Below are 14,104 nucleotides of genomic sequence, written 5' to 3'. Positions count from 1 at the left end.
GAGCACCTTGGCGGTGCTCTTTCTATTTGAAACCTAGCTTACAGGCCGCCTTGTTGTTGCGCCTGTTTTACTAATGCCTGACGTTGAGTTTCCTTCTCAGAGATCACTTGGTTGTCCTTGTGTATTTCCTGATCCAATTCTGCCGGAATGAAAACAAAGTACTTGTTAAGAATCATCTTAGAACCTCAATTTGTTGTGTTAATCACCTTCTTGGTCAACGTAAACAACACCAGAAAAATACGTTTTACTGGATCCTTGTTGCTGGTTTCAAAAAATAGAGGATGTTCATTTATTAAACATCCTCCATGTGGGCGCTAATTATAGGCGTAGTTCAAAGGCTTACCTAGCACTCTTTTTCGCCTTTCTTGCAACCTTAGTTTCATTCTCAAAACTGATGCAATTACACATATTCAATAAAGTATTGTTAAGCAAAGAAAAGTGATTTTCATCGTGACTGATAATGAGGATGAGCTTCCCGGAATTATTGACTTGAAATTACGCCTAGTAAACTCGAAGGCTGCAATAATAGCGTTAAAAGGTCTTAATCTGCACAGCAAAAACTTTGAAGTGATAGACAAATGCATTCATATATTTGTAAATCCGTTTATGGATTTGTCTACCAGTTCAATATTTCACCTTTTTTGAGAAATCTTTAGCCGCTTTTTTGTGTGAAACGCCCAAAAAGAACAGACAATCAAAGTGTGGTATATGACCACACTTGTCTATCCCCACTCAGCTTTGGGAGGCGTTTATGAAAAGTAGCAAACTTGGCCATGTGATGTCTTTCAGCAGAATGTTTTCCTTCATTGCGTTTTTGACGGCTACATTCGCATGGATTCTTAGCATGTATGCCCTATTTACTGTTTCTGTAGTGGCTCTTGTGGTCAGCGCAATTCTCTACCTCAAAGACAGGTTTTATCAAAACAAGAAAACGACCACTGAAAAGAGCGCCTAGGCGCTCTTTAAGTTTCATAAAGCCAGACACAAAAAAGGATGCTTAGGCATCCTTTTATACTTAGTCGATTTACTTAAAACGATTACACGTCGTAAGTTGTAGACGCTGTGTCACCGCCTGTACCAGTCCAGTTAGTGTGGAAGAATTCACCACGCTCACGGTCGATACGCTCGTAAGTGTGAGCACCGAAGTAGTCACGTTGAGCTTGCAGTAGGTTCGCAGGTAGACGAGCTGTTGTGTAACCGTCTAGGAACGTTAGTGCGGAAGTCGTACATGGCATTGGGATGCCCGCTTCTAGAGACTTAGCTGCAACTTTGCGCCATGCTACTAGGCTGTTTTGTAGGATACCTTTGAAGTAATCATCAGAGCCTAGGAATGCTAGTTCTGGGTTTGCTTCGTATGCATCACGGATGTTGCCTAGGAACGCGCTGCGGATGATACAACCACCACGCCACATAAGAGCAACGTTACCGTAGTTTAGATCCCAGCCATTTTCGTTCGACGCTTCGCGCATTAGCATGAAGCCTTGAGCGTAAGAGATGATCTTAGACGCTAGAAGCGCTTGACGTAGTGCGTTAACCCACTCTTGCTTGTCACCTTCTACTGGCCTGATGGTCTTACCGAACAGTTTCTCAGCTTCAACACGTTGATCTTTCAGTGCAGATAGACAGCGAGAGAATACAGACTCAGAGATTAGCGTTAGAGGAATACCAAGGTCTAGAGCGTTGATACCCGTCCATTTACCTGTACCTTTTTGGCCAGCAGTGTCTAGGATTTTCTCAACTAGAGGCTCACCGTCTTCGTCTTTGTAGCCAAGGATGTCAGCCGTAATTTCAACAAGGTAGCTGTTTAGCTCAGTGTTGTTCCACTCAGCGAATACCGCTTGCATCTCGTCTGCAGACATACCAAGACCGTCTTTCATGAACTGGTAAGCTTCTGTGATCAGCTGCATGTCGCCGTATTCGATGCCATTGTGTACCATCTTAACGAAGTGGCCCGCACCGTCGTTACCAACCCAGTCACAACAAGGCTCACCTGCATCAGTTTTTGCAGAGATACCTTGGAAGATTGGCTTAACCGCTTCCCAAGCTTCTGGAGCGCCGCCAGGCATGATAGATGGGCCAAAACGGGCACCTTCTTCACCACCAGATACGCCAGTACCGATGAAGTGGATGCCTTTTTCGCGTAGTGCTGCAACGCGACGGTTTGTATCTGGGTAGTTCGTGTTACCACCGTCGATGATGATGTCGCCTTTGTCTAGTAGAGGGACTAGAGCGTCGATGAATTTATCGACAACGTCACCTGCGCGAACCATTAGCATCACTTTACGTGGCGTTTCTAGCTTCTCTACTAGTTCTTCTAGAGAGTATGCACCGATGATGTTCGTGCCTTTCGCTGGACCTTCCAGGAACTCGTCTACTTTAGCAGCAGTACGGTTGTGAGCTACCACTTTGAAGCCGTGATCGTTCATGTTTAGGATAAGGTTTTGACCCATTACCGCTAGGCCAATTACACCGATATCACCTTTCATTGTTTCTCTCCAATTTTGTTTCATTGACGAGCAGCGTTTAAGCAATTTTTGCTGCTGCGTCCAAATCTAAATACCATTCCGTCAGACCAGATTTCGCTTGAATCTTAGCCGCTGGGTATGGCAGTGCGTGTGCAGGTGAACTGTTGATCTCTTCAACGATGTCCGCTTTTCCTGCACCAAGCACTAAGTAACTGATGCGTTTTGCTGCTTCTAAAACGCGTGCCGTTTTTGACACACGAAGCTGGCCCGACTCAGGGTGAGACGCCACAAGAGCTAGGTTCGCATCATCATAATTCGTTTGGCCAGGGAACAGAGAAGCTGTGTGACCATCTGCACCAACACCTAATAAGATCCAGTCAAACACAGGGGTTCCGTTTTCAGTCGGAATCACCTCTGACATCTCTTTCGCAAAGCGTTCCGCTTCCACTTTAGGGTCATCTTCACCGCGTATACGGTGGATGTTTTCTGTTGGAATGTTTACTTGGCTAAACAGTAGCGCGTTCGCTTCTCCGTAGTTGCTTTCCGCATCGTCAGGTGCGACACAACGTTCGTCACCCCACCAGAAGTGGAGATTTTGCCACTGAATAGAGGTTGCGTAAGCCTCTGAAGCCAACAGTTTGAACAGCATTTTAGGAGTGCTGCCGCCAGAAAGAGAGATGTGAACAGGTCGGCCCATTTCGCTGAACGCTTTCATGTCGTTAGCTAGGCTTTCAACTACCTGCTCTGCTGTTTGGTAGATCTTATGGTTGATCATAGTTCACAGTAATCCGTATCTGTTAAGTTTTTACATGGGAAGCGCCAAGCGCGACCATCACGCTGTAGCAGGTCGTCTGACTCTTTAGGACCCCATGTGCCGCATGCGTACCCGAAGAGGGATTGTGGATCTTGTTTAAAGTCTAAAATTGGCTGTACGTACTGCCAACACGCTTCCACCGCATCACTACGTGCAAATAGCGTAGCATCACCATTCAATGCATCAAGTAGAAGACGCTCATACGCAGTTAGCATTTGCGTTTCTTGTAGGTCAGCGTAATGGAAGTTCATTTTCACTTCTTTCGCTTCAAAACCTGCGCCTGGCTCTTTCAAGCCAAAGCTCATTTGAATGCCTTCGTCTGGCTGAATGCGAATGATCAGCTTGTTTTCTGGTGCGTTTTGACCAAACACTGGGTGCGGTGTTTGTTTAAAGTGGATAACCACTTCAGTCACGCGTGTTGGAAGACGCTTACCAGTACGCACGTAGAATGGCACGCCATTCCAACGCCAGTTGTTAATGTATGCTTTCAAACCGATGTAAGTTTCGGTACGTGAGTCGTCTGCAACCCCCGGCTCTTCACGATAGCCACGTAGGCTTTGTCCACGAACTTCAGAAGCGGTGTATTGACCTAATACTAGATCGTTACGCAGAGCGTTTTCGTCCAAAGGTTTTAGACACTGGAGTACTTTAACGACTTCATCACGCATCGAATCTGCATTGATCTGTGCAGGTGGCTCCATACCCACCATCGCCAATACTTGTAGCAGGTGGTTTTGGAACATATCGCGCACGGCACCCGAGTTGTCGTAGTAACCACCACGCTCCTCTACGCCGAGGAATTCTGCGCCCGTGATTTCAACATAATCAATGAAGTTACGGTTCCAAAGCGGCTCAAACATCGCGTTTGAGAAACGAAGTACAAGAAGGTTTTGTACCGTCTCTTTACCTAAGTAATGGTCAATTCGGTAGATTTGATGCTCTTGGAAGTGCTCGTGAATTTCTTTATCCAGAATACGCGCTGATTCAAGGTCATAACCGAATGGTTTCTCAATAATCAGGCGTTTCCAACCATCTTCTTCTTTGTTTAGGCCGTGTGCTGCAAGACTTGCAGGAATCACACTGTATAAACTTGGTGGGGTTGCTAAGTAGAAAAGCGTATTGCGCTGATCGAAACGATATTCGTCAGCAAGTTGGTCTAAACGAGAAGATAGCTTACTGTAATCTTGTGTGTCAGAAGTATTGATAGCTTGGTAGTGCAGATGGTTAATAAATGCATCAAGCGTTTCTGGCTCAGTCTTTTCCATTTCCTGAAGCGATTTTTTCAGCTTCGCGCGGTAAGACTCATCACTGTATTCAGTGCGACTTACACCCAGAATAGCAAAATTTTCTGGAAGCTGCTTGTTCGCATAGAGGTGGTATAAAGCAGGAATGAGCTTACGGTATGTAAGGTCACCTGAAGCACCAAAAATAACGATGCTGCTGTTTTCTGGTATTACCATCATCTTTCCCTTAAAAACGAGGTACTTATTGTGTGCCCGGATACGGCTAAAGGATGAGCCAACCCTATCAATGGCACCTCAAAATAGAAAATTGGTCTTACCTATTACGTTGATAGGTAAAGTCTATAGGCCCAAAGAACCTCAAGAAGTAGCACTCCCAAATCTGTTGGAAACACGACGTATTAAGGTCATTTAGGTCACTTATGTCTCAAAAGTACACACTGTACTCGCTGGAGGAGAGTCCGACACGGTGCAGTATTGTCTACGACTATTTGATTTACATCAACACTTGCCAGTGCAAACGTTTAAATAAGTTACACAAAACATCATAAATATTTGTATTTTATGGATAAAAAAAGTTGCACTAACGTAAGACAAAAATTAAGCAAAAACTCTAATATGGACAATTCTTACCCACCCTTGCAATCCATTACAATTTTATTGTGATCTATGTAGCCTGAATTTTATCCTCTCACTCTATTGATAATGATACTCAATTAAAGATAATGAGGATACTATTAATGCGAAAGTAGAACGCCATGAAACCAGGCACAAAGAATCTGCACCCGATAAACCGAATACACTCTGTGCTTGATTACATTCACAACAATCTAGATATCGCACTTAGTGTGGATGAAATCTCGAAAGCAAGCTGCTGGTCACGTTGGCAACTGCAACGCGTTTTCCAGCAACACACTGGCGTATCCGTCGCTCACTATATTAGAGAGCTAAAACTAAGCCTTGCGGCTGAACGCTTAATCCATACATCAGATCGCTCGTTAGATATTGCGATAGAAATGGGGTTTGCGTCTGAACATGCATTTAGTCGAGCGTTCAAAAATATGTTTTCAAAGAGTCCTCGGGATTATCGTAAAGCTCAGCAACTAACGGGCTTGAGGCAACCTTTAACGTTGCGCGAGACACCAGAAGACGAAAATAGACATAAGTGCTTTATCGAAGTTCGAATAGAAACAAAACCTGCTTTTGTGCTTGCTGGTTATCATGAACCTATTTATGGATTGTTTTCCGCAACGCCCAACTTCCAATCCAAAGTGCCCTCTCTGTGGTCACAGCTCTATTCATCTGAAAACCATACTCATCTGGAAAGAAAATATCTTGGTGTGATTGACGTAACAAAAGCGTATTCAAGCAACCAGCAACTCGAGTATTGGGCCGGTTATGAGTACAACTCTGCGTCAAGAACTTCAATATCCAAAGGCTCTACGCAAGAACCAGATCTTCTGGTTGTTCCTAAGCAAACCTACGCAGTGATTACGCACATAGGTAAAGCATTAAATCTAGCGGCGACGCTTGAGTGGTTCATTTTGCACTGGCTCCCCTATTCCAATTATCACGGTATTGATGGCTACGAGTTAGAAGTTTATCCAGAAGACTATGATGTTGAGAGCGAGAACGCCCAAATGCATTACTGGATACCTGTCAAACCGAACGAAGCCATGCCCATTAGATAGAAGCCTAAGCACTTAGGTTCTGGCTTTGCACCAAATTGTTAACTTTTCCTATTTCTTTCGCTATAGAATGCAAACAACAATCATTATCAACAAATAAAAGTAGTGGAATTAATAAATATGGAAAGTCCGAATCGATTTCATCGTTCTGCGGTTGCAGTCGTGGTATCCGCGCTTATTGCTGGTCACGCCAGTGCCACTGAGAGCACTTCTCAGCACGAAACTATCACAGTACTTGGCGAAACATACCGAAACACCGCAACTAAAACCGTTTTAGAACCGGAAGAAACGCCGCAAGCGATCACGGTAATCACTAAAGATGACATGGACCTACGCGGCGTAAACTCAGTGAGCGAAGCATTGCGTTACGCGCCTGGCGTAAATACAGAGCTGCGTGGCGGTGCCGTTTCTCGCCTTGACCTATTCAATATTCGTGGTTTTATTAACTACACCAACTTTTATGATGGTCTTCCTTTGCTGTACAACGGCTGGAACCTCCAACCTCAGGTCGATTCCGTTGCCCTTGAACAAATCGAGGTTTTTAAAGGGCCAACGTCTGTTCTTTACGGCAATATTCCACCAGGAGGTATGGTCAATATTATCGCCAAGGCGCCTCAGTCAACACCTTCGCACTCTGTCTCGATTAGTACTGGGACTAACAGCCTAAAAGAACTGACGTTCGACACCACAGGACAAATTGGTGATTCTAATGTTGATTACCGTATTATCGGCCTCGCAAAACAGCGAGATGGTCAAGCCGACACGTCTGAAGACGAACGTTATGTCCTCGCTCCATCTTTCAATTGGCAAGCCACAGAAAGCACCTTAGTCAACGTGAATGTTTACTATCAAAATGATCCATCAGCAGGTATCTACACGACCGTGCCAGCGTCTGGCTCAGTGATTGACAACCCACTTGGCTCGATGTCACCAAGCACTTATTTGGGGGATGAGGACTGGAACACTTACGAACGCGAAGTTCTGATGATGGGTTACAAAGTCCAACACGACTTTAACAACAATTGGCAATTTCTACAGAATGCCCGCTACATGACCGCCGATGCCTATCAGGAAAACACATATAACGGTGCACTTGAAGCGGATAACCGTACCGTTGGTCGAAATGCCTATTTAACCGATGAAAAGTCCAAATCCTTTGTGATTGACAACCAACTATCTGGCTACGTTAAAACAGGAGACTTTGAACATAACTTATTGTTCGGAATTGATTATCAGTATCTAGATTCGGATGTAAAATACAAAGATACGCTTGGGTATTCGCTAACTCAGGACATCTTCAATCCTGACCACAACAGCATTGATCGTAATGCACTGAATTTCCAATACAAACAAAACTTAGATATCAAAACGAAGCAAATTGGCGTTTATTTGCAAGATCAAGTTCGTTACGACCAACTTATAATGATTGCGGGTCTTCGTTGGGATAAATACGATTCAAATACGGACGCCGTGAGCGATTATCTAGGAACAATATCCAACAGCAAGGAAGAGTTAGACGACACCAACGTATCTTTCCGAGTCGGCGGTTTGTATGAGATCGACTTCGGCTTATCCCCATACCTTACTTACTCCGAGAGTTTTGAGCCAATTGCGGGTGCAGATGCCACAGGCAAAGCGTTTGAACCATCAACCGGGCATCAGTGGGAACTCGGTTTTAAATACGCGCCATTGTCTGGCGATATTTCGGGTAATTTAGCGTTCTTCCATATTACGAAGAAAAACGCGATCTTGACCGATCCGAATAATCCTTATGCACCGAACTATCAAGCGGGCGAAGTGGTATCACAGGGTGTTGAACTAGAGGCAAAGTGGCAAGCCACAGCACAAGCTGATTTCACTCTAGGCTACACGTATACCGATATGGAGATTACCGAAGACAGTTATTACAACCAAGAAGGTAAAACGCCGGTTTGGGTACCTGAGCAAACGGCCTCTTTATGGGCCAATTACTTCTTTGAAGGAAATCTTTCAGGCCTTCGTACCAGTGCTGGCGTTCGCTATGTCGGAGAAGCACAAATTGATGCACAGAATAGTCAAAAAGTACCGGACTACACCTTGTTTGATTTGGCAGCAAGTTACGATTTCTCAACGGTATCTGAATCAATGAAAGGGGCTAGCGTCACGCTTTCTGCAAGCAATCTATTCGATAAAGAATACTATTCTTGTTACGACAAAAAAAACTGTTGGTTTGGCGCTGAGCGCTCTATTGAAGCGAAGTTAGAATACAACTTCTAACCTCTTAGAGCGGAACAACAGTAATTTGTAAAGCGATGGTTTCTACAATAAGCCATCGCTTTTTATTTTGCATAGAGTATCAATATAAACGCTACCGCGTCACTTTTTTATAGCACCTTTCAGGCCTACCTACCGACCCATAGTTTAAATCAGCCTCTAGTTCGCCAGTACTGATCAGATACTCCAAATAGCGCCTTGCCGTTGTTCGGCTCGCACCAATCTTTTCGCCTGCCTCATCAGCGGTCAGCACACTACCATTTGGGAACAACTCTCTGATCTTATCTAAGGTTACACCATCAATTCCTTTCGGTAATCGGTTCGGCAAGTTGTCTTGATTGGCGTGAGACTGCAGCATTTTATCAACGAGGTTCTGATCCAAACTCTCTGCGATGTCTAGTTGTTGGCGTTGGGACACATACTTTTTCAGTGCGGCATCTAAGCGTGGAAACATCACTGGTTTTAACAGGTAATCGACAACGCCACCTCTCATTGCCTGTTGTAGCGTATCGACATCCCTTGCCGCGGTAATCAAAATGACATCACACGTTTGGTTGTTCGCACGTAATGTATTGAGTATCTCAAGCCCTGTTCCATCAGGAAGATATACATCCATCAACAAGAGGTCTGGCTTAAGAATATCGAGTTGCATTTCCGCTTCTATTCTCGTGGTCGCAATGCCGACCACTTCCAAACCTGCCAATTGGCTCAAGTATTTGTGGTGCAGCTCAGCAATAGCCAGATCATCTTCAATGATCATTACGCGAGTCGCCATACTCATAATTGTTCTTCCTTGGGTAAATACACCGTTATTCTTGTTCCATAATTTGTGTTGGGCATCATCTCAACATGGCCGTGATATCGAGTAGCCAACTGGTTGACAAGATGCAATCCTACCCCCCGATTTTGACGAGATTTCGTCGACACCCCTTTTTTAAATAGCGCCTGCGGCTCTATATCGCTTGGTAAACCACAGCCTTGATCTATCACCTCAAGTATCACTTCATTTCCGTAATCGCTCACTGACACATCGATATTTCTGCGCTCCGATGCGACATTCGATTCATCACGAATCGAGGTTAACGTTGCGTCGAAAGCGTTATCAATTAAGTTGCCCAGAATGGTGACAAGGTCTTCCGAATTTAGCCACTCAGGCAGAGGCTCCAAACGACTGCCTTCTTCAACCACCAGCTGTAAGCCTAACTCGCGAGCACGTTCTGTTTTTCCAAGCAACATACCAGCAATTAACGGGTCTTTAACGGTGTCTCTTAAAAATTCGATCATCGCTTGATAGTGTGCGGTTTCTTGCCCAATTAACTTTTGTACGGCATCCAACTCACCCATCTGAACTAACCCGCTAATGGTGTTTAGCTTATTTCGATGCTCATGGGTTTGCGAACGTAATAAATCTGCATATTCTTTGGTTTGTGATAACTGCTCGGTTAGGTCATTGATTTCATCCCTTAAACGGAAACTCGATACTGCCCCCACTATTTTTCCATCCACATAAATTGGCGAACGGTTTGCGATCAGACGTTTATGATTAAGGAATATCTCAATATCATGATCTTCCTGTCCGGTTTCTAGCACCGTATATAAGTCACTATCGCGTAACGTCTCAGTCAACGGTTTATTGAGGGCTGCCTCTCTATCAATACCGAGAATCTGACAGGCGCTACGATTGATCGAGCGAAGTATCCCTTGGGCATCAATACTTAACACGCCCTCTTTAATGGTACTCATCGTCACTTCTAATTCGCCGTACAACCGCCCTATCTCTTCAGGCTCGAACCCCAAAATGGCGCGCTGAAACTTTCTCGACGCATAATTGGATACAATGGCATTAGCGACAACAACTACGATGACCATGAAGATCAAAAAAACCAAAAATGGCTCGATGCGGTCTTGCAGCCGGTCGAGCAAATAGCCAACCGAAACCACACCAATGATGTTCCCTTGCTCGTCAAAAATCGCGGCTTTACCACGAACTGAATAACCTAACGACCCCTGAGCTGTCGAGACATAAGACAACCCCTGCTCTAGCGCTCGACGATTGTCACCACCTCTCATTGGTTTACCCAACCGCTCATCAACGGGGTGAATTAAGCGCACTCCCTTATGGTCGCCAATAACGATGAATGCAGCACCGATGGCTTCGGTTAATTCTCGGAAACGAAGTTGGTATGGCTGAGGATTTTGGGCTGCGACCATTTCGCGAACAACGGCGGAGTCTGCTAAAAAACGGGCAACACCCAGTGCTTTTTCTCCCATTTCTTGCTCTTGATTGATTTTGAGATAAGTGAATCCTGCAGCGACAAGCAATAGAAGCTCTATCAACCCCGACAGCGTCATAATAATGAGCATTCGCTTACGAAAGCTGATCGTTTTCCAACTCATTGATACATCCTTATGATTCACTCCCAAGCGATTACGTTAACACTCAGTTAACAGCATGGCTTTGTTGCGGTGATAAATCTGTGAGGAAGGCAAGCAAACCGCAGAGTTTACGGTTAATTAATCGACGAGCTGAAACATAAAATTACAACCATTCACCAAATTCAGCATTCCTCTCTGATACTCAATTCCATACATAAATTGCCCTTTAAAACATGATCGTGATCACATCGATTTTAGCGGTTTTTGAGGCGTTTTTAGACTTTCCAACGTATAATTTTTAATCAACGAAACCATTGAGAGTTTCGGTTAGAAAGCAGTGAAGCTGGAAGTCTATTAAAAGCTCAACATTGATGTCAGTGATTTGGAAAAAATAAAACAAAACACAAATACTGACTATATGACAAACACTTAGACACCATCTGAAAACTGGAAAACTATAAACAGAGGTGCATTTATAGTTAGAAGGAACACCAAACATGGAACGCGATACCTTTGGAATATGCCTGAATAAGGCCATGCTGTCAGAGAATATGTATTCAACGTTTACACACGTCAGGGCTTATGAAAAAAACGGAGGCGGTACTTCTGATCTCAGGGTCCTGTTATCGTTCCCTCAAATGAGTGGAAAAGACCTATTGAATACGATGCGAGGTTCTCGTCAGCTTGAGTGGAGAGCAGAGTTTCACTGTCCATATACGAAGTAAACTTGTAACATCTCCCGCGCCCAGCACAAACATAACTGGGCGCATACTACTATCCAATTTCCCCTCCTACTTAACACCAAGTTACGAATCCTTTATATTAGAGCTTATACTCTACGACAAAGCAGCCATTATGAAAAAAACAGGAAAGTTTTGGATACTGGGCTTACTTAGCAGCTCGATTTCCCTTGCCTGTCATGCGGCACCGATCACTTTTGATACCGCATGGCAGCTATTGCTAGAAAACAACTATTCTCTTAAAGCTCAACGCTCAAACGTCGAGAATTACCAATACCAAGAGAGTGCCACCAGCAATCTCAACTTACCTCAGGTTACCATTGGCGCGAATTACACGCGTTTAGATACCGATATCACGCTGTCAGGAAAACAGATCCTAGACAGCACAGGAGCACACATTAACGTACCTCCTGCTTTTCAACCTATTTTTGGTGCCTTAGCTAATACCACTTCGACCATAACCGAGCGCGATATTTTCTCTTCGTCTATTCGTGCCATTTGGCCAATTTTTACTGGTGGTCGTATTTCTGCGGCTCAATCAGCAGCAGAAGGCAAAACGGATGAGGCGAAAAGTCAGCTTCTAATGGAACAACAAGCGCGCTTTGAAGATTTGTCGAAGTACTACTTTTCTGTCGTGCTGGCAAAGGAAGTACTCGCAACGCGGCAAGCGGTTGAAGCTGGACTAAAAAAGCATAGAGATTTTGCCATTAAGCTTGAAGAGCAAGGACAAATCGCACACGTTGAGCGCCTGCAAGCCGAAGCTTCTTTAGATAAAGCATCTGTAGAAACACGTAAAGCCGCTAGCGATTTGAGTATCGCTCAGGCCGCATTAGGTAAATTACTCGCACAAGATGACGCCGTAGAGCCCGCTGAATCTTTGTTTATCAACGACAGTCTTCCTCCTCTTACCGCTTTTGTCGATCAAACGTTGCTTACCTATCCGGGGTTAGAACTTCTGAGCGCTAAACACAAACAAGCCTCTAGCTTAATCAAAGCAGAAAAAGGGAAATACTATCCTGAAGTTTACCTTTACGGCGACTACAGCTTGTATGAAGACGATTCTCTCGCAAGCCAAATGAAGCCTGACTGGTTAGTTGGTGTTGGTGTCAGCATTCCACTGATTGAATCATCAGGGCGAAGCGAAAAAGTCAAAGCCGCTCAAAGCGTCGTCTCGCAGGTCGACTCATTAAAGTCCCAAGCCAAACAAGACTTATCGCTGTTAGTCCAAAAGACATACTTGGAGGCTCAGCAAGCCATTGATGAAGTACAAGGGCTCGCATCTAGCATTGAACTCGCTAACGAAAATCTGCGCTTGCGTGAAAAAGCATTTACTCAGGGTCTGTCGTCTTCTCTGGATGTTGTGGATGCACAACTTTATGTCGCGAGTATAGAAACACAACGTTCAGCGGCGCGTTTCCGCTATTTAATATCTTTAACCAAGCTACTCGCATTGAGCAGTGAAATGAACAGCTTCGAACAATATCAAAATACCGCTTATATCCCTGCTTCAACATCCAAAGAGGTGAAATAAATCATGGCAGCTAAATCACTAAAACCCGTTTTACTCTCACTTTGTGCTTTGGGTGTTGCCTCTTGGGTTGGCTATCAATTTTACCAAGCCTATCAACCGGAACCGATCCGCTTACAGGGATTAATTGAAGCCCAGCAATACAGCATTTCCTCAAAAGTTCCAGGGCGTATTGATGAGGTCATGGTCCGTAAAGGCGACGATGTAGAGAAAGGCCAGCTTATTTTTACCCTTCATAGTCCTGAAATTGAAGCGAAGTTAGAACAAGCAAAAGCAGGTGAAAAAGCGGCGGACGCCTTAGCTCAAGAAGCTGAGAAAGGCGCACGTGAGCAACAAATCCAAGCAGCAAAAGATCAGTGGATGAAAGCCAAAGCCGCTGCGAATTTAATGGAAAAAACCTACAATCGTGTGAATAACCTTTATAACGATGGCGTGGTTGCAGAACAAAAGCGCGATGAAGCTTTAACGCAATGGCAAGCAGCGAAATACACCGAAAGTGCCGCGTTTCAAATGTACGAAATGGCAAAAGAAGGCGCGAGAAGTGAAACCAAAGTGGCAGCGGCGGAAAAAGCGCGCATGGCATCAGGTGCCGTAGCCGAAGTAGAAGCGTATGCGAAAGATACTCAGATCTACAGCTGGTTTGACGGCGAAGTCTCTCAAGTTCTACTTCAAAGTGGTGAATTAGCACCTCAGGGCTTCCCGGTTGTTACTGTGATAGATACAGAAGATGCCTGGGCGACACTTAATGTGCGTGAAGATTACCTTCAACACTTTAAAAAAGGAGCAACCTTTGATGCCTATTTGCCTGCCTTAAATAAAAATGTTGAGTTCAAAGTAACGCATGTTGCCGTTATGGGTGACTTTGCAACGTGGAGAGCAACCGATGCTTCTCAAGGTTTTGATCTTCGTACCTTTGAAGTAGAAGCTCGTCCAGCTCAACCCGAACCTGAACTGCGTATGGGAATGAGTGTTGTCGTTGAACTTTAATCACAACCACTA

General features: G+C 44.5%; 12 protein-coding genes. 6 read left to right on the top strand and 6 right to left on the bottom strand.

Features of this window, described 5'->3' with window-relative positions:
* Positions 1-38 precede the first annotated feature (38 nt).
* Positions 39-176, bottom strand: coding sequence for a hypothetical protein (locus tag CBX98_RS26305; RefSeq protein WP_012841759.1), 138 nt, complete (start codon positions 174-176; stop codon positions 39-41).
* Between the two features lie 575 nt (positions 177-751).
* On the opposite strand from CBX98_RS26305, the gene CBX98_RS21275 reads away from it, so the two are divergent.
* Positions 752-955: a hypothetical protein gene (locus CBX98_RS21275; protein ID WP_005397371.1), complete on the top strand. Its 204-nt coding sequence runs from the start codon at positions 752-754 to the stop codon at positions 953-955.
* Positions 956-1,037: 82 nt separating this feature from the next.
* Here CBX98_RS21275 and gnd read toward each other — a convergent pair whose 3' ends face one another.
* The 3 genes from gnd to zwf are packed head-to-tail and all read right to left on the bottom strand — an operon-like array spanning position 1,038 to position 4,739.
* Positions 1,038-2,486 (bottom strand): decarboxylating NADP(+)-dependent phosphogluconate dehydrogenase, encoded by a 1,449-nt coding sequence (gnd, locus tag CBX98_RS21270; protein WP_109170218.1) that lies wholly within the window; start codon positions 2,484-2,486, stop codon positions 1,038-1,040.
* 37 nt (positions 2,487-2,523) lie between these two features.
* Positions 2,524-3,240 (bottom strand): 6-phosphogluconolactonase, encoded by a 717-nt coding sequence (pgl, locus tag CBX98_RS21265; RefSeq protein WP_085344566.1) that lies wholly within the window; start codon positions 3,238-3,240, stop codon positions 2,524-2,526.
* The gene (zwf, locus tag CBX98_RS21260) at positions 3,237-4,739 is read right to left on the bottom strand and encodes a glucose-6-phosphate dehydrogenase (protein ID WP_005397367.1); all 1,503 of its coding nucleotides are present in this window, start codon (positions 4,737-4,739) and stop codon (positions 3,237-3,239) included. Before zwf ends, pgl begins: the two co-directional genes overlap by 4 nt.
* Before the next feature lie 539 nt (positions 4,740-5,278).
* Between zwf and CBX98_RS21255 the strand changes: the two genes are divergently transcribed.
* Together CBX98_RS21255 and CBX98_RS21250 are read left to right on the top strand one after the other, a co-directional pair.
* Positions 5,279-6,211, top strand: coding sequence for an AraC family transcriptional regulator (locus CBX98_RS21255; RefSeq protein ID WP_109170217.1), 933 nt, complete (start codon positions 5,279-5,281; stop codon positions 6,209-6,211).
* A 117-nt stretch (positions 6,212-6,328) separates the two neighbouring features.
* A complete protein-coding gene (locus CBX98_RS21250) occupies positions 6,329-8,464 on the top strand; it encodes a TonB-dependent siderophore receptor (RefSeq protein ID WP_109170216.1) in 2,136 nt (711 codons plus the stop codon).
* 91 nt (positions 8,465-8,555) lie between these two features.
* On the opposite strand, the gene CBX98_RS21245 is transcribed toward CBX98_RS21250, so the two are convergent.
* Complete coding sequence (locus tag CBX98_RS21245) at positions 8,556-9,242, bottom strand: response regulator (protein ID WP_109170215.1); 687 nt, start codon at positions 9,240-9,242, stop codon at positions 8,556-8,558.
* The gene (locus CBX98_RS21240) at positions 9,239-10,858 is read right to left on the bottom strand and encodes a sensor histidine kinase (RefSeq protein WP_109170214.1); all 1,620 of its coding nucleotides are present in this window, start codon (positions 10,856-10,858) and stop codon (positions 9,239-9,241) included. The genes CBX98_RS21245 and CBX98_RS21240 overlap by 4 nt, the downstream gene beginning before the upstream one ends.
* Before the next feature lie 476 nt (positions 10,859-11,334).
* Here CBX98_RS21240 and CBX98_RS21235 point away from each other — a divergent pair, with 476 nt between their 5' ends.
* The 3 genes from CBX98_RS21235 (at position 11,335) to CBX98_RS21225 (ending at position 14,092) form a co-directional block, all read left to right on the top strand.
* The gene (locus tag CBX98_RS21235) at positions 11,335-11,562 is read left to right on the top strand and encodes a hypothetical protein (RefSeq protein WP_109170213.1); all 228 of its coding nucleotides are present in this window, start codon (positions 11,335-11,337) and stop codon (positions 11,560-11,562) included.
* 130 nt (positions 11,563-11,692) lie between these two features.
* Positions 11,693-13,108, top strand: coding sequence for a TolC family protein (locus tag CBX98_RS21230; protein WP_005387166.1), 1,416 nt, complete (start codon positions 11,693-11,695; stop codon positions 13,106-13,108).
* Positions 13,109-13,111: 3 nt separating this feature from the next.
* On the top strand, positions 13,112-14,092 hold the full coding sequence (locus CBX98_RS21225; protein WP_005377122.1) for an HlyD family efflux transporter periplasmic adaptor subunit: 981 nt from the start codon (positions 13,112-13,114) through the stop codon (positions 14,090-14,092).
* Positions 14,093-14,104: the final 12 nt, after the last annotated feature.

The organism is Vibrio sp. T9 (assembly GCF_003123985.1).
Lineage (GTDB): Bacteria > Pseudomonadota > Gammaproteobacteria > Enterobacterales > Vibrionaceae > Vibrio > Vibrio diabolicus.
The sequence above is the reverse complement of the archived record's forward strand: the minus strand, read 5'-3'. Positions and strand labels throughout refer to the sequence as shown.